Genomic DNA, 16060 nt, shown 5'->3' on the forward strand with positions numbered 1-16060 from the left:
TCCGGCCTACAAAGCTACGCAGCCCGTTCGTCCCGCTGCGCTAAAACCTGCGGCAAATTCAGTTCTATCCAGTCCGCCAGCGCGGCGACTTTATCGCTCACCTGCTCACCCAACGGCGTCAGGCTATACTCCACATGCGGTGGTACTACCGGATACGACACCCGATTGATAAACCCGTCATGCTCTAACGCTTGCAGGGATTGCGCCAGCATCTTTTCACTGACCCCGCCCATCTTACGGCGCAAATCGCTGAAACGGTGCGTACCGTCGCGCAGCGCCACCAGAATCAACACGCCCCAGCGGCTGGTGACGTGTTTTAACACCTCGCGGGAGGGACACTGTTCGGCAAACAAGTTGCCATCGCGTAACTGCTGGGAGAGCGTCGAAGCTGTCATTTTCATACTAACCTTTTTGTGCGTACTTACTAAAAGTAAGTTTAGGTGTTAGCGTGATTAAACACAAGACCAATACCAAGGAGTCACCCCATGATCGCGATTACCGGCGCCACCGGCCAACTGGGCCAACACGTTATTGAATCTCTGCTGAAAACCGTCCCTGCCAGCCAGATTGTGGCAATTGTGCGTAATCCCGCTAAAGCGACGGCGCTTAGCCAGCAGGGCATTACCGTTCGTCAGGCGGATTACAGTGATGAAGCCGCCTTTACAACTGCCTTACAGGGTATCGACAAGCTACTGCTGATCTCCTCCAGCGAAGTGGGACAACGTGCCCCACAGCATCGCAACGTGATTAACGCAGCGAAAGCCGCCCACGTAAAATTTATCGCCTACACCAGCCTGCTGCACGCCGACACCTCCCCGCTTGGGCTGGCCGATGAGCATGTGGCAACCGAGAAGATGCTGGCAGAATCCGGTATCGCGTACGCACTGCTGCGTAACGGCTGGTACACCGAAAACTATCTCGCCAGCGCACCGGCGGCACTGGAACATGGCGTGTTTATCGGGGCTGCAGGTGAAGGCAAAATCGCCTCAGCGACTCGCGCCGACTATGGCGCCGCTGCGGCGCGCGTCATCAGTGAAGACGGTCATGCCGGAAAAACCTATGAGCTGGCGGGCGACGCAGGCTGGACCCTGAGCCAGTTGGCTGCCGAGCTGGCAAAACAGAGCGGCAAAAAAGTGGTGTATCAGAACCTGAGCGAAGCTGATTTTGCCGCCGCGCTAAAAGGTGTGGGTCTGCCTGCCGGACTGGCGGACATGCTGGCTGACTCAGACACAGGCGCCTCCAAAGGCGGTCTGTTCGACGATAGCCATACGCTAAGCAAACTGATTGGTCGCCCGACCACCTCGTTGGCTGACAGCGTCAAAGGCATCGTGTAAGTGTTAAAAATTAGTTAATTGTGGTGGCATCCCCGCGCATCCTCTCTGATAATGACAGGATGATGCGTGGGGAGAGAAAACGTGCAAGGTGTACCTGAGCAGTTTATTGATGAGAAAGACAGCGCCCGCTTTCGCCATCTGGCGCAAGTGCCGGGCGTTGAGCTGTATCATGCGCACATCTCGCGTTACGCCTTTGAGCCGCACACCCATGAAGCGTTTGGCATTGGCGCGATAGAAGCCGGAGCCGAACGTTTTCGCTATCGCGGTACGCAGTATGTTGCCCCCGCCCATTCCGTCGTCACCATGAATCCCGATGAGCTGCATACCGGCGAAGCTGAAACTGCCGACGGCTGGCGCTATCGAATGATTTATCTTGAACCCGATCTTCTGGAAGAGGTCACCGGGATCCGCCACTGGTGGTTTCATGACGTAACGCGTCACGATCCGCTGCGCTCGCGCCAGATCTGCTCGCTAATCCATGGCCTGTGGAACACGGAGGATCCGCTGGCGCAAAAAGGATTATTGCTCGATCTGATCGACACGTTCCAGCCGCTGGCCCGCCATGCGCCGGTATTGCCGGAGGGGGCGCATCGCTTTGAACGGGTACGCGAGTATCTGCACGATAATTATATGCATCCGGTCACGCTCGACGAGCTGGCGCGGGTTGCATCACTGAGTCCCTGGCATTTTCAGCGCCAGTTTAAATCTCATTTCCACGTCACGCCGCACCAGATGCTGATGGCTATCCGCCTGTGGCGAGCCAAAGGTTTTCTCACTTACGGTATGCCCGCCGCAGAGGTCGCCGCCGCAACCGGCCTCACCGACCAGTCGCATCTTACCCGCGCGTTTACCCATCGCTACGGCATTACGCCGGTGCGTTATCAGAAACAAGTCGTCCGGCGTTGATCAGCAATCTCATACAATACGGCGGCATTTTTCCTGCCTACACTCGACTCATTGTTAAACGATGTGGATGTCAAAAATGATTAGCGGTGTGTTGTATGCCCTGCTGGCCGGGCTGATGTGGGGATTAATTTTTGTTGGACCGCTGATCGTACCGGAATACCCGGCGGTATTGCAGTCGATGGGGCGTTATCTGGCGCTGGGGCTGATCGCATTGCCGATTGCCTGGCTGGGACGTGTGCGCCTGCGTCAACTTGTGCGGAAAGACTGGATAACTGCGCTGACGCTAACAATGATGGGGAATCTGATTTATTACGTTTGCCTGGCAAGCGCCATTCAGCGCACCGGCGCACCGGTCTCCACAATGATTATTGGTACATTACCGGTGGTGATCCCGGTCTTCGCTAACCTGCTCTACAGCCAGCGTGACGGCAAATTATCATGGTGGCGTCTGTCACCTGCGCTGGTGCTGATTGGTATAGGACTGCTGTGCGTGAATATCTCGGAGCTGAATCAGGGGTTACCAGACTTTAGCGGCTGGCGTTATGGTTCCGGCATCGCGCTGGCGCTTGTCTCGGTGGTGTGTTGGGCGTGGTATGCGCTGCGTAATGCCCGCTGGCTGCGCGAGAATCCGGATAAGCACCCGATGATGTGGGCGACGGCCCAGGCATTGGTGACGCTGCCTGTTTCTCTGCTCGGTTATATTGTCGCCTGCCTGTGGCTGAACGGGCAAACGCCGGACTTCGCTCTGCCCTTCGGTCCGCGTCCGGGTGTGTTTATCGGCCTGATGATAGCCATTGCGGTCTTGTGTTCGTGGGTTGGCGCACTGTGCTGGAACGTCGCCAGCCAAAAATTGCCGACGGTGATCCTCGGCCCGTTGATTGTCTTCGAAACGCTGGCCGGTTTGTTGTACACCTTTATTCTGCGTCAGGAATTTCCACCTCTGCTGACGGTTAGCGGAATAGCACTGCTGATGGTTGGGGTGGTGATAGCCGTCAGAGCCAAGCCGCAGAAACCGAGCGTCGTGGTGGTTTCACAATCATAATGTGCCGGTTGGCGCTGCTTATCCGGCCTACTGGGTAATATCTTGTAGGCCGGAGCAGACGTTAAACTTTAAACACCGCCACCGTCTGATTCAACCGCGCGGCCTGCTCTTCAAGCGCGGCAGCGGCGGAAGCGGACTCTTCTACCAGCGAGGCGTTTTGCTGCGTCACGCGATCCATCTCGGCAACCGCCTGGCCTACCTGATCGATACCCCGACTTTGTTCATCAGAAGCAGAGGCAATCTCCCCCATGATGTCGGTCACGCGGGTCACGGCGCTAACAATTTCCGCCATCGTTTCGCCCGCTTCATGTACCAGCGCCGTACCGGCATTGACTCGATTCCCCGAGTCATCAATCAGCGCTTTAATCTCTTTCGCCGCCTGAGCGCTACGCTGCGCCAGCGTACGAACCTCGCCTGCGACCACAGCAAACCCACGCCCCTGCTCGCCCGCACGCGCCGCTTCTACCGCCGCGTTCAGCGCAAGAATATTAGTCTGGAAGGCAATACCGTCGATAACTGTGGTAATTTGCGCGATTTTGCTGGAACTGGTGGCGATTTCATCCATCGTACGCACCACGCCATCGACCACGTTTCCGCCTTTCTGCGCCGTCTGCGAGGCATTTTTTGCCAGACTGGTCGCCTGACGCGCGTTATCCGCGTTCTGTCTCACGGTTGCGGTAAGTTGTTCCATGCTGGCAGCAGTCTCTTCCAGAGAGGCAGCCTGCTGCTCGGTACGTGAAGAGAGATCGTTGCTGCCAGCGGCGATTTCACCCGCGCCGGTATAGATAGTATCGGCCCCGTCACGCACCACGCTGACCGTATTCGCCAGCGCCTGCTGCATGTCGCGGACACTGCTTGCCAGCAGCGCCATTTCATTACTGCCATCGGCGTTGATGCGGTGCGTCAAATCACCTGCGGCAATATGGCGAATATGTCCCATCACCTCGTGGAGCGGCTTGAGCAGCACTCGCTGCATCGCCAGCCAACTGGCGATAATCACGGTGACGACAATCAGCATCACCGCGGACAGCAGCCAGATTATCTTCTGATAATCACTCTCATTGTCCTGCACTCCGGCAGTGGCCAGCGCCGTTTGCGCGCTACGCCATTGCCGATAAACTTCCTGCATGGCCATTTGCTTTTGCTCGGCATTCTGCTTGAACATCTCTTCCAGCTTTCCTTCAGCCAGCAGCGCGTTCATTTTTGCCAGCGTCGCAGAGTAGATGCCGTACTGCTCTTCCAGTCGATCGGCCAGATGCTCATCCAGCCCCGGCGTTTCCGGCAGAGCGTAGTATTTATCGTAATGCTCTTTCGATTCGGCCAACAGGCGATTTGCCGTGTTCACCAGCTCCTGCAACTGACCGCCGTTAATATCGCTGGCCATCGTTCCCTGTAAACGCAGCATGCCCCGGTTGAGCGTGACGCGAGCCTGGTTCAGGCTGATCCATGCATCGGTAAACTCAGCCACGTTCTGGCTGGAAAGTTGAGATACGTTAAAGTTCTGCTTATCGTTATTGAGCGCGCCAATAAAGACGCCCGCGGAGATGAGCTGCATTGCGCCCAGCGCAAGTAACACGGTGATAAGTAAGGTTATCACTTTGATTCGTTTGAACATCTGTAGCCTTTTATTATGCAGGTATTGTCTGAGGTCTAACTATCGGCAGCGGCGTGCGCTTATTTAATCCTCTGGTGCAGCTTTTTTCGCCGTACCACTCCTTTCCAATAAGATTCAGCACGTTAAAGAGATAAGAAATTTTCGTGACAGTCATCACAAAATCCTCTGCCTCTAAAGGGTTATATCCTTCGTCATAAGTTGCATTTAAAATACATCTTATATTATTGAGAATGAGGTAACGGCAATGTCTTATCGCGATCAACCTTTAGGTGAACTGGCGCTCTCTATTCCTCGCGCTTCGGCCCTGTTTCGTAAATACGATATGGATTACTGCTGCGGCGGTAAGCAAACGCTGGCACGTGCAGCCGCGCGTAAAGAGCTGGATTTAGACGTGATTGAAGCGCAGCTCGCGCAGCTGGCTGAACAGCCGCTGGAGAAAGACTGGCGTACCGTGGCTCTGGCTGAAATCATCGACCATATCATTGTGCGTTATCACGACAGACACCGCGAACAGCTGCCGGAACTGATCCTGCAGGCCACTAAAGTTGAACGCGTTCACGCAGACAAACCGAACGTACCGCGCGGCCTGGCGAAAAACCTGACCATGCTGCATGAAGAGCTGTCCAGCCACATGATGAAAGAAGAGCAGATCCTGTTCCCGATGATCAAACAAGGCATGGGCAGCCAGGCGATGGGGCCAATCAGCGTGATGGAAAGCGAACATGACGATGCTGGTGAACTGGTGGAAGTGATCAAACACATCACCCATAACGTAACGCCGCCACCAGAGGCCTGCACCACCTGGAAAGCCATGTATAACGGCATTAACGAGATGATCGACGACCTGATGGAACACATCAGCCTGGAAAACAATGTGTTGTTCCCGCGTGCCCTCGCAGGTGAATAAAAAAAGGCGCCTGAGAGCGCCTTCCTAAGTCCGAATTCGGCCACTGCTTATGTGGCCTTTTTTTGTGTCAGAACGTAGGCCTGATAAGCGCAGCGCATCAGGCAATCCCGGCGGCATAATACGGCGTAAACGCCTTATCCGGCCTACATCTCACTGCGTAGCGATTATCGCGTACCTGCCATACGTTTTTTACCGATGAACAACCAGCCCAGACCCAGCGCGATGAACCACAGCGGCGTGACGATCAGCGCCTGACGGGTATCATCTTCCAGCGTCAGCAGTACCAGTACGAAGACGAAAAACGCCATACATACCCAGCACATCAGCTTGCCTAACGGCATCTTGTAGATTGATTTTTCATGCAGATGAGGACGCTGCTTGCGGTACACCAGGTACGAGCAAAGAATGATGGTCCAAACGAACATGAACAGAATCGCCGATACGGTGGTGATCATGGTGAAGGCGCCAATCACGCTCGGGTTCACGTACAGCATCACCACGCCGCCCAGCAGACAGATACAGGAGAAGGTTAAACCTTTCGCCGGAACTGCGCGTTTAGACAGCTTGGCAAACGCTTTAGGCGCAACGCCTTCCTGCGCCAGGCCGAACAGCATACGGCTGGTAGAAAACACGCCGCTGTTTGCAGAAGAGGCAGCTGAAGTCAGCACCACAAAGTTGATCAGGCTCGCCGCAGCAGGCAGACCAACCAGCACAAACAGTTCAACGAATGGGCTCTTGGTTGGCACTACCGAGCTCCACGGCGTAACGGACATAATCACGATCAGCGCGAACACGTAGAACATGATGATACGGATTGGAATCGAGTTAATGGCGCGCGGCAGAGATTTTTCCGGATCCTTGGTTTCCGCAGCGGTCGTTCCCACCAGCTCAATACCCACAAACGCGAACACCGCTATCTGGAAGCCGGCAAAGAAGCCGCTCAGACCTTTCGGGAACCAGCCACCGTCATTCCACAGATGCGTGAACGATGCCTGAACACCGGTTGGCGACTGGAAGTGTGTCAGCACCATCACCAGACCAACGACAATCAGGCCGATAATGGCGACGATTTTGATCATCGCAAACCAGAACTCCATCTCACCAAACATTTTAACGGTGGCAAGGTTGAGGCTCAGCAGCAGCACAATCACCGCCAGCGAGGCGACCCAGTCTGACAGTTCGGGGAACCAGAATTGCGCATACGCGGTAATCGCGACCACGTCTGCCATCCCGGTAACGACCCAGCAGAACCAGTAGGTCCAGCCGGTAAAATACCCGGCCCATGGCCCGAGCAGGTCAGAGGCAAAATCACTAAAGGATTTGTACTCCAGATTCGAGAGCAGCAATTCACCCATTGCACGCATCACGAAAAACAGCATAAAACCGATGATCATATACACAAAGATGATCGACGGTCCGGCGAGACTGATGGTTTTACCGGAGCCCATAAACAGGCCAGTACCGATAGCGCCACCAATGGCAATAAGTTGAATATGACGGTTTGTGAGATTGCGCCGTAGCGACTGTTCAGACGACGCCTCTTCAGCGGTGTCGACTTTTACCTGATCTACCATGTTTTTTCTTCCTGTACCTGTCTGTGTTGTTCAGGCTCTACGGCCTTTAGTGTGTCTATGATACGACGATCCTGTGATCAGGACTCATCGATATTAGGTAAGAATTGGCGGGATGAATACTAAGATTTAGATATAATGTTAATTTAATGTTTAAAGTGAGTGTCATATCACTCTGATAGCGCGAATCAGCTCACAAAAATACACGCTGATGGGGCATTTGCAAGATAAAATATCGACAACGCCGTAACTATAGCTTTTCACGCTATTTTTTTGCTCCCCCCGGCCACGGGGGGAACAGAAGTCACTGCTTACAGGATCTCAAGCAGCTCAACTTCGAACACCAGCGTGCTGAACGGAGGAATGGACGCGCCAGCGCCACGCTCGCCGTAAGCCAGTTCCTGAGGAATAGTCAGTTCCCATTTGGAACCTACCGGCATCAGGGTCAGCGCTTCAATCCAGCCAGGGATTACGCCGTTAACCGGGAATTCAGCCGGTTCGCCACGTGCGACAGAGCTGTCAAACACGGTACCGTCGATCAGTTTACCGGTGTAGTGCACACGAACGCGGTCAGTACGCGCCGGAATAGCACCTTCACCCTGGGTCAGAACACGGAACTGCAAACCGGATTCAGTGCTGTTCACACCGTCTTTCTCACGGTTTTCTTCCAGATATTTGACGCCATCAGCCGCCATAGCCTGGAAACGCTCGCGACGTACTGCATCGGCGCGTTCGTGGATTTCACGCAGTGCGCGATGCACAACATCAACCGGCACTGCCGGGTGCTTACCTTCCAGCGCGTCAGCGATACCCGCTACCAGCGCTTCAGGCAACAGTCCTTCCAGTCCGGATTCGCTCAGCTGTTGTCCTACCTGCAAACCAATGCCGTAGCTTGCTTGCGCTTCGATAGTGTCAAAAGTCGGGTTAGCCATCATATTTCCTTTCATCGGATGTAAAGTAGCGGGCAGCATATCAGCCATGCCGCATCCGGTAAAACTTTGTCTCGGGAACAGATGACAAATCGCGAGGAAACATAAACAATAGGAATATCCCGCGTTGACGTCACGAAAGCGGGTAATATGACGAACATCATAGCGTTAGCCATCTATACTCTATGATCGAGGAACGAGACGCGGAGCAGGAGGAAAGCCATGCCCGGGCGCTTTGAATTAAAACCAACCCTGGCGAAAATCTGGCATGCACCGGACAATTTTCGCATTATGGACCCGCTACCGCCTATGCACCGCCGCGGCATTATTATTGCTGCTATTGTATTGGTGATAGGTTTCCTGCTCCCTTCCAGTGACACCAGCGATACCCCTGTGGTGACGCGTACTGCCCAGCTGGATTTACAGTCACAGTCGCAGCCGCCGACCGAGGCTCAGCTGCAGGCACAGCTTGTCCCGCCGCAAAACGATCCCGGCCAGGTCGCTCCGGTTGCGCCAGAGCCAATCCAGGAAGGAGAACCTGATGCGCAGCCTCAGGTCCAGCAATCTCAGCCGCAGACACAACCTTTCCAACAGGATAGCGGAATTGACCAGCAGTGGCGCTCCTATCGCGTAGACTCAGGTAAAACGCTGGCGCAGGTATTCCGTGACCATAACCTCCCGCCAACCGATGTGTATGCGATGGCACAGGTTGAAGGCGCCGGAAAACCGCTGAGCAATCTGAAAGACGGTCAGATGATACAGATCAGGCAGAATGCCAATGGCGTGGTGACGGGATTAACCATTGATACCGGGAATGGTCAGCAGGTACTGTTTACCCGCCAGCCTAACGGCAGTTTTATCCGCGCCCGTTAAGCGCCGTGGCCCCGTGATTCCAGGCCTGATAAGCGATAGCGCCATCAGGCATCAAGGTGAAGCGTCAACGTTTCACCTTGTTCACCCACCAGATCCCCGAACAGACCAGCACCAGCGCCACCGCATATTTCCATTCGAGAATGTTTTCACCGAGGAATATTGCCGACAGTACTGCCCCCGAAACCGGGATCAGGAAGTTAAACGGCGCAATCATCCCCACGCGATTATGCTTGAGCAGAATACTCCACAAGGCGAAAGCGACCGAAGAGAGTAACGTCAGGTAGCCCAGAATCGCTACCGAAGATGCACCGTGTACGGTTAGCGTGCCGCCAAAAGCGTAGCCGCCGATAACCAACGCCAGACCGCCACCGCCCAACTGGTACCCTGTCATTACCGTCGGGTCCACCGTCTGAGAAATACGTTTTCCATATAGCGTGGCAGCAGAGAGAATAAAGGCCGCCATCACTACTGAGCCATCTCCTAACAGGCTGAAGCTAAAATCCAGTCCGCTGCTAAAGTTCACTACCATCACCCCAGCAAAGCCGAGGATACAGCCCAGCGCTTTGTTGTAGCTCAGTTTGTCGTTATGGTAGATAAAATGGGCCAGCAGTACGCTGAAGAAGGTCCCGGTCGCATTCATGATGGACCCTTTCACCCCCGTCGTGAACGCCAGGCCAATATAGAAGAAGATGTATTGCAGCGAGGTTTGCGTCAGTCCCAACAGCGTGAGTTGACCGTACTGACGCGGGCTTAACCGGCCAATCGGTTTACGCTGCGCTACCGCCAGCAGTAGCAGCAATAATCCCGCAAACAGAAAGCGATATCCGGCAAAGACAATCTTTGAGGGAATGTCATCCGTGGCAATCTGGAAGATCTCATATCCGCTTTTGATCGCCGGATAAGCACTCCCCCACAGCAGGCAGCAGAACGCTGCGCTCAGGTAGACAACATTTTTACGCGCAAACAGAGGTTGGTGCGTTGGTTCCATTCCATCACCACTTTGAAATAATGTTTTATTTTTGTGATTATCCCGAAAAGGATAAAGAATAGCCAGAGAGAAAAGCGGGGGAACAGAAAAGCAAAACGCCGGCACAGGGCCGGCGCTTTTACGCGGTCATCAGAATAAAAACTTATTCTGCAACTACGTTTACAGTCAGCTTAGCAAACACTTCGCTGTGAACCTGGAAGCTCACTTCGTGCTCACCAGTGGTACGCAGAACGCCGTTCGGCAGACGAACTTCGCTCTTAGCTACTTCAACGCCAGCTGCAGTTACAGCGTCAGCGATGTCGCGAGTACCGATGGAACCGAACAGTTTACCTTCGTCGCCAGCTTTAGACGCGATGGTTACGGTTTCCAGTGCGTTGATTTTCTCAGCACGAGCTTCAGCAGCGGACAGAACGTCAGCCAGTTTAGCTTCCAGCTCAGCGCGACGCGCTTCGAAAAATTCAACGTTTTTCTTGGTAGCAGGAACAGCTTTACCCTGTGGTACCAGGAAGTTACGAGCATAGCCCGCTTTAACGTTAACCTGATCACCCAGGCTACCCAGGTTTGCTACTTTATCAAGCAGAATAACTTGCATTACCTTATCCTCTCAAAGTCGTATTAATGGACCGTGACCGATTACTGATGACGATCAGTGTACGGCAGCAGGGACAGGTAGCGAGCGCGTTTGATAGCGCGAGCCAGCTGACGCTGGTATTTTGCACGGGTACCGGTGATACGGCTTGGGACAATCTTACCGCTTTCGGTGATGTAGTTTTTCAGCGTAGCGATATCTTTATAGTCGATCTCTTGAACGCCTTCCGCGGTGAAACGGCAGAACTTGCGACGACGGAAATAACGTGCCATATGGCTAGTCTCCAGAATCTATCAATTCAATCTGCTCGGCATGCAGAACCATTTTGCTCAGGCCGTTCTTTGCCTTGTGGCAAGAGATGAACCCCTGAACGGTCACTGCGCTACCGACCGTTATACTGTGAGTAATGGCCTGGTTTTCGTGTCCGCTAATAATAACGGGCATTTGGCACCACGCCTGCCGGTGAAACCCGGCTTCCTCCTGCACAGAACGATGCTCAAGCACGAACTGGCAATGAGGAATTCCTGATGGACTGACCTTTCGAAGGGGAGCCCTGCACACGGTGCCGGACAACGCCAGACGGTTGGTCATCAGAAATTACTCTTCAGAATCCCCAGCTTCAGCATCATCTGCGGTTTCGTTAGCGAAATCATCGCGACGTTCACGACGCTCGTCTTTCGCTTTAACCATCGGAGATGCTTCGGTAACAGCGTGTTTAGTACGCATAACCATGCTGCGGATAACGGCATCGTTGAAGCGGAAGGTAGTTTCCAGCTCATCGATCACTTCCTGCGGCGCTTCAACGTTCATCAGAACGTAGTGAGCTTTGTGCAGTTTGTTGATCGGGTAAGCCAGCTGACGGCGGCCCCAGTCTTCCAGACGGTGGATCGTGCCTTCTGCACCAGTGATGGCAGCAGTGTAGCGTTCGATCATACCCGGAACCTGTTCGCTCTGGTCAGGATGGACCATAAAAACGATTTCGTAATGACGCATCGAATTGCTCCTTACGGATTATTCAGCCTCCTGTCTGGGTCAGCCGAGGCCCATGGAGGCAAGGAACGTGTTAAAGGTCGGCTGAAAAATGACGCGTCATAATACTGGGGTCAGCAGGTAAACTCAAGGTGCTTGTACGATTATTTATCATGTCGCCATTAATACATATCCAGCAGCATTTTGATGCTGATACAAATAGAGACGATGACAATCATGGGTCGGATGACTTTCTTGCCGCGCGTCAGTACGACTGTCGCACCCAGACGTGCGCCGAGGGATTGCCCGGCAAACATCACCAGCCCCAGCGACCAGATCATTTTACCGCCGAAAATGAAGAATAAAATCGAGGCGATGTTCGACGCCAGGTTAATAAAATTCGAGTGGATTTGCGCTTTATCGATACTGTATCCCCACAGCAGGATATAGCTGAGCGTATAAAAGGAACCGGCCCCGGCACCGAGAAAGCCATCATAAAAACCAATGCATCCCCCGCCGATCAACGAGAAGAGAAACAGGGATACCTGCTGCTTTCTTTTCGGTTCGCTAAGGTTTGGCGCAAAAATGAAGTAAATGGCGACTGCGATAATCAGGATTGGCAGCAGTTTCTTCAGCAGTTCCGGTTCAATGAACTGGATAAGCGTCGTTCCCATCGCAGAACCGATAAAAGCAGATAAAAACACATACTTGTGCTCCTGCACGTTGATATGTCCCCGGCGTAAAAAGTAAATTCCGGAGGTCAGCGAGCTACCCAGCGCCTGGATTTTATTGGTTGCCAGCGCATTAGCCGGGGGTAAACCAGAAATTAAGAGTGCGCCAATAGAGAGAAAACCACCGCCGCCCGACACCACGTTAATAAAGCCAGCCACCAGTGCGACCATGAACATAATCACAAAGTAGCTGAAATCCATGAATGAAGTATCCATAAGTTTTTGCCTTATTATCATAAAGTTATATTAATTATCCGGCTCACTATAAACGGCGTACTCCCCCGATTAAATTGACTATTTGGTAAGAGCTTATGCGCGAAAGGCAGGTATTTTTTCACCGCAGCGGTATACACCAGCAGACTGTTAATTAAAGAAAAGATGGCTATGCGGTAATTTTTTGAACAACTGCATCAGAAATGGTCGCTATCGACTGCGCCGACAGCGGTTAAAATTACATCAGAAGCTAATCACTCACAGGAGAGAAGCAACCAGCGACCGCAGTCGAGGAGGTACATATGCGAGCCCGTGTTTTGACCCTTCTGGCTGTGCTTTTGCTCAGTGCAAATGCAACGGCAGCCATCAAAATTGATAACCATCAGGCCAGGAACATGGATGATGTGCAGAGCTTAGGCGTCATTTACATAAATCATAACTTCGCCACTGAAAGTGAAGCCACTCAGGCCCTGAATGAAGAGACCGATGCGCAAGGCGCAACCTACTACCACGTGATCCTCACCAGGGAACCCGGTAGTAACGGGAATATGCACGCCAGTGCAGATATTTATCGTTAACACCAGAAATAACCAACGAGAACATTGCCACAGTTTGACTTGCCCCCTTCACTGGGGGCTTTTTTTGCAAAACAATCCCGAAGCCAGACCGTTCTCATCCCCATGAAGAGTTGGCTCCGGAACGTTTTATCTTACTTCTGCCCGTAATAGGCATTTGGGCCGTGCTTACGCATGAAGTGCTTATTCATCAGATAACTGTCGATGGGGCTGAGCGCCGGATTAATGCCGCGCGCAATCCACGCCATCCGCGCCACCTCTTCCATCACCACGGCATTGTGTACCGCATCATGTGCATCTTTCCCCCAGGCAAACGGACCGTGCTGATACACCACAATCCCCGGCGTATGCAGTGGTTCAACGTCACCCAGCGTTTCGATGATCACCTCTCCGGTGTTCAGCTCATATTCACCCTGAACCTCTTCTTCGCTTAGTGCCCTGGTACACGGAATGTCGCCAAAGAAATAATCCGCATGCGTGGTGCCGAGCGCGGGTATTGCCAGACCTGCCTGCGCCCATGCCGTCGCGTGGGTTGAGTGGGTATGCACCACGCCGCCAAGAGAGGAATAGCGGCGATACAGCGCCAGATGGGTGGCGGTATCGGAAGAAGGACGATAACGTCCTTCCACCACGTTGCCGTGCAGATCCACAACCACCATGTCATCCACTGTCATTGTTTGGTAGTCGACGCCGCTGGGCTTAATTACCACCAGCCCGCGTTCGCGGTCGATGGCGCTGACATTACCCCAGGTAAACGTCACCAGCCCGTATCGCGGCAGATCCATATTGGCCTCAAAAACCTGCTGTTTAAGTTTGTGCATTACACCGCCTCCTCCAGACCGGCGCTGGCCATACGCGCTTTCACCCAGTCGCGCGCCTTCGCCACTTCACGAGCCGGGTCGTCCGACGTTTCACTCCACATCTCAATCAGGTATGGCCCGCAATACCCACTCTGTTTGAGCGTCGCAAAACAACGTTCGAAATCGACAATCCCTTCACCAAACGGCACATTTTTGAATACGCCGGGTTTGGTATCTTTCACGTGTACGGCAACGATATGGCCCATTCCCGCCTGCAACTCCATCTGCACATCGTTATCCCACGCCGATAAATTGCCAATATCGGGGTAAAGCTGGAACCACGGATTGTTGAGATAGTGGGCGTAACCCAGCGCCTTACTGATCGAATTCATCAGTGGATAATCCATGATTTCCATCGCCAGCGTCACCTGTGCACGGCTCGCCATCTCTACGCTTTCTTTCAGCCCATCGCGAAACCGACGACGCGTTTCGTTATTGGCCTGCTGGTAATAGACATCGTAACCGGCCAGTTGAATAACGCGAATACCGATATCCTGCGCAAACTGAATCGCTTTACGCATGATCTCCAGCCCTTGGTCGCGTACCGCATCATCTTCACTACCCAGCGGGAAACGACGATGAGCGCTCAGGCACATGGACGGTACCCGTATCCCTGTCTCGGCGATAGCGGCCACCAGCGCCAGTCGCTGCTCACGGCTCCAGTCAAGACGCGCCAGGCGATCGTCGGTTTCATCAACCGACATTTCGACAAAGTCAAAGCCCAGTTCCTTCGCCAGCTGCAAGCGTTCCAGCCAGCACTCCCCACCGGGAAGCGCTTTTTCATAAATACCGAGCGGGACCTGTTTCGACAACATAGTCGCTCCTTATCCCCACAGCTGGGCGATAGAACGTTTGAACTGACGGGCCGCTTCCACCGGAGAGGCGGCATCGCGAATGCTGCGACCGGCAATAAAGACGTGAATCGGAATTCCCTGGAACAGCGGCAGATCTTCCAGCGCCAGACCGCCGGTGACAGTGACTTTAAAGCCCATCTCGGACAGGCGTTTGATCGCACTGATATCCGCCTCTCCCCACGCCACACCCGCCGCCTGCGCATCACGGCTGCGGTGATACACAACTTGCCCAATGCCCGCGTCACGCCACTCTTGCGCCTGCTCCCAGGTCCAGTAACCCGTCAGTTCAATCTGTACATCACCGTTAAATTCTTTCGCCACTTCCAGCGCCCCCTTGGTGGTGTTGATATCCGCACAGCAGATGACGGTGACCCAGTCAGCGTTGGCTTCGAAACACATGCGGGAGAGGATTTTTCCCGCATCGGCAATTTTGGCGTCCGCCAGCACAATTTTATGCGGGTAAAGCGCCTTCAGGTCGCGAACGGCGCGCACGCCCTCTGCCACGCAAAGAATAGTGCCCACCTCAATGATATCGACCTCTTCGGCAATCAGACGCGTCGTTTCATACGCGGAAGACATTGATTGGTTATCCAGCGCAACCTGCAACATAGGTAATGACATTTTGGTATCCTTTTAAACAGCCGCCGCAGTGGCGTTATCAATTAAATCCAACACTTCCTGCGCGGTGCGACAGGCGCGTAAACGGTCGAAATTGGCTTCGTCATCAAAGAGATTCACGATCTGCATGATGCCCACTTCCTGATGTGTGTTGGCGTCAACTGCCGCCATCGTTATCAGAATATCGACCGGGTCGTTATCTTCGTGATTAAACACCAGCGGCGTTTTCAGCGTCACCAGCGCAAAACCGGTTTTCCTGACCCCTTCCTCCGGACGGCCATGCGGCATCGCCAGGCCTGGCGCAATCACAAAGTACGGGCCAAACTGCTCAACGCCATCAAGGATGGCCTGGTAGTAGCGTGGTTCAACCACATCAGCCTTAACCAGCAGATCCACGCCAAGCTTTACCGCTTCCTGCCAGGTACTGGCCTCGGCTTGCAAAAGGATGGAATTATTGTCTGCCAGCGAGTCACGTAATTTCATATG

General features: G+C 53.6%; 20 protein-coding genes. 6 read left to right on the forward strand and 14 right to left on the reverse strand.

Going from position 1 to position 16060, the window contains the following annotated elements:
• Positions 1-14 precede the first annotated feature (14 nt).
• The gene (locus OGY83_RS17225; RefSeq protein WP_032934267.1) at positions 15-395 is read right to left on the reverse strand and encodes a winged helix-turn-helix transcriptional regulator; all 381 of its coding nucleotides are present in this window, start codon (positions 393-395) and stop codon (positions 15-17) included.
• Between the two features lie 90 nt (positions 396-485).
• On the opposite strand from OGY83_RS17225, the gene OGY83_RS17230 reads away from it, so the two are divergent.
• The 3 genes from OGY83_RS17230 (at position 486) to OGY83_RS17240 (ending at position 3282) form a co-directional block, all read left to right on the forward strand.
• A complete protein-coding gene (locus OGY83_RS17230; protein ID WP_194211543.1) occupies positions 486-1334 on the forward strand; it encodes an SDR family oxidoreductase in 849 nt (282 codons plus the stop codon).
• A gap of 81 nt (positions 1335-1415) precedes the next feature.
• Positions 1416-2240: an AraC family transcriptional regulator gene (locus tag OGY83_RS17235; protein WP_032944272.1), complete on the forward strand. Its 825-nt coding sequence runs from the start codon at positions 1416-1418 to the stop codon at positions 2238-2240.
• Between the two features lie 76 nt (positions 2241-2316).
• Entirely contained in the window at positions 2317-3282 is a 966-nt protein-coding gene (locus tag OGY83_RS17240) for a DMT family transporter (protein ID WP_286636427.1), read from the forward strand.
• Between the two features lie 61 nt (positions 3283-3343).
• Here OGY83_RS17240 and OGY83_RS17245 read toward each other — a convergent pair whose 3' ends face one another.
• A complete protein-coding gene (locus tag OGY83_RS17245; RefSeq protein ID WP_286636413.1) occupies positions 3344-4897 on the reverse strand; it encodes a methyl-accepting chemotaxis protein in 1554 nt (517 codons plus the stop codon).
• Positions 4898-5141: 244 nt separating this feature from the next.
• Between OGY83_RS17245 and ytfE the strand changes: the two genes are divergently transcribed.
• The gene (gene ytfE / locus OGY83_RS17250) at positions 5142-5804 is read left to right on the forward strand and encodes an iron-sulfur cluster repair protein YtfE (protein ID WP_003025690.1); all 663 of its coding nucleotides are present in this window, start codon (positions 5142-5144) and stop codon (positions 5802-5804) included.
• Positions 5805-5968: 164 nt separating this feature from the next.
• Here ytfE and cycA read toward each other — a convergent pair whose 3' ends face one another.
• Both cycA and bamJ read right to left on the reverse strand, forming a co-directional pair.
• The gene (gene cycA, locus OGY83_RS17255; protein ID WP_003830438.1) at positions 5969-7378 is read right to left on the reverse strand and encodes a D-serine/D-alanine/glycine transporter; all 1410 of its coding nucleotides are present in this window, start codon (positions 7376-7378) and stop codon (positions 5969-5971) included.
• Positions 7379-7686: 308 nt separating this feature from the next.
• Positions 7687-8307: a BamJ family beta-barrel-assembly machinery protein gene (gene bamJ / locus OGY83_RS17260; RefSeq protein WP_032934269.1), complete on the reverse strand. Its 621-nt coding sequence runs from the start codon at positions 8305-8307 to the stop codon at positions 7687-7689.
• 219 nt (positions 8308-8526) lie between these two features.
• Here bamJ and OGY83_RS17265 point away from each other — a divergent pair, with 219 nt between their 5' ends.
• Entirely contained in the window at positions 8527-9177 is a 651-nt protein-coding gene (locus OGY83_RS17265; protein ID WP_032942177.1) for a LysM-like peptidoglycan-binding domain-containing protein, read from the forward strand.
• Between the two features lie 64 nt (positions 9178-9241).
• Here OGY83_RS17265 and OGY83_RS17270 read toward each other — a convergent pair whose 3' ends face one another.
• The 6 genes from OGY83_RS17270 to OGY83_RS17300 form a co-directional block, all read right to left on the reverse strand.
• Positions 9242-10165 carry a DMT family transporter gene (locus tag OGY83_RS17270; RefSeq protein ID WP_079934473.1) on the reverse strand — a complete coding sequence of 308 codons (924 nt, stop codon included), beginning with the start codon at positions 10163-10165 and terminating at the stop codon, positions 9242-9244.
• Between the two features lie 142 nt (positions 10166-10307).
• The gene (rplI, locus tag OGY83_RS17275; protein WP_003025676.1) at positions 10308-10757 is read right to left on the reverse strand and encodes a 50S ribosomal protein L9; all 450 of its coding nucleotides are present in this window, start codon (positions 10755-10757) and stop codon (positions 10308-10310) included.
• A 41-nt stretch (positions 10758-10798) separates the two neighbouring features.
• Complete coding sequence (rpsR, locus tag OGY83_RS17280) at positions 10799-11026, reverse strand: 30S ribosomal protein S18 (RefSeq protein WP_000135199.1); 228 nt, start codon at positions 11024-11026, stop codon at positions 10799-10801.
• Between the two features lie 4 nt (positions 11027-11030).
• On the reverse strand, positions 11031-11345 hold the full coding sequence (gene priB / locus OGY83_RS17285; protein WP_003025674.1) for a primosomal replication protein N: 315 nt from the start codon (positions 11343-11345) through the stop codon (positions 11031-11033).
• 6 nt (positions 11346-11351) lie between these two features.
• Positions 11352-11747 (reverse strand): 30S ribosomal protein S6, encoded by a 396-nt coding sequence (gene rpsF, locus OGY83_RS17290; protein ID WP_003025672.1) that lies wholly within the window; start codon positions 11745-11747, stop codon positions 11352-11354.
• 158 nt (positions 11748-11905) lie between these two features.
• Entirely contained in the window at positions 11906-12670 is a 765-nt protein-coding gene (locus OGY83_RS17300; protein ID WP_123268563.1) for a TSUP family transporter, read from the reverse strand.
• 299 nt (positions 12671-12969) lie between these two features.
• Here OGY83_RS17300 and yjfY point away from each other — a divergent pair, with 299 nt between their 5' ends.
• Positions 12970-13245 carry a DUF1471 family protein YjfY gene (gene yjfY / locus OGY83_RS17305; protein WP_003025668.1) on the forward strand — a complete coding sequence of 92 codons (276 nt, stop codon included), beginning with the start codon at positions 12970-12972 and terminating at the stop codon, positions 13243-13245.
• Positions 13246-13376: 131 nt separating this feature from the next.
• On the opposite strand, the gene OGY83_RS17310 is transcribed toward yjfY, so the two are convergent.
• Genes OGY83_RS17310 through ulaC form a run of 4 tightly spaced genes read right to left on the reverse strand, consistent with a single transcriptional unit; the run spans position 13377 to position 16057 of the window.
• A complete protein-coding gene (locus OGY83_RS17310; RefSeq protein WP_079939052.1) occupies positions 13377-14063 on the reverse strand; it encodes an L-ribulose-5-phosphate 4-epimerase in 687 nt (228 codons plus the stop codon).
• The gene (locus OGY83_RS17315; RefSeq protein WP_286636414.1) at positions 14063-14917 is read right to left on the reverse strand and encodes an L-ribulose-5-phosphate 3-epimerase; all 855 of its coding nucleotides are present in this window, start codon (positions 14915-14917) and stop codon (positions 14063-14065) included. Before OGY83_RS17315 ends, OGY83_RS17310 begins: the two co-directional genes overlap by 1 nt.
• A gap of 9 nt (positions 14918-14926) precedes the next feature.
• Complete coding sequence (gene ulaD / locus OGY83_RS17320) at positions 14927-15577, reverse strand: 3-keto-L-gulonate-6-phosphate decarboxylase UlaD (RefSeq protein WP_003025660.1); 651 nt, start codon at positions 15575-15577, stop codon at positions 14927-14929.
• A gap of 12 nt (positions 15578-15589) precedes the next feature.
• Complete coding sequence (gene ulaC / locus OGY83_RS17325) at positions 15590-16057, reverse strand: PTS ascorbate transporter subunit IIA (RefSeq protein ID WP_123268561.1); 468 nt, start codon at positions 16055-16057, stop codon at positions 15590-15592.
• Between the last annotated feature and the right edge of the window lie 3 nt (positions 16058-16060).

The organism is Citrobacter sp. Cpo090, assembly GCF_030332665.1.
Classification (GTDB): Bacteria; Pseudomonadota; Gammaproteobacteria; order Enterobacterales; family Enterobacteriaceae; genus Citrobacter; species Citrobacter portucalensis.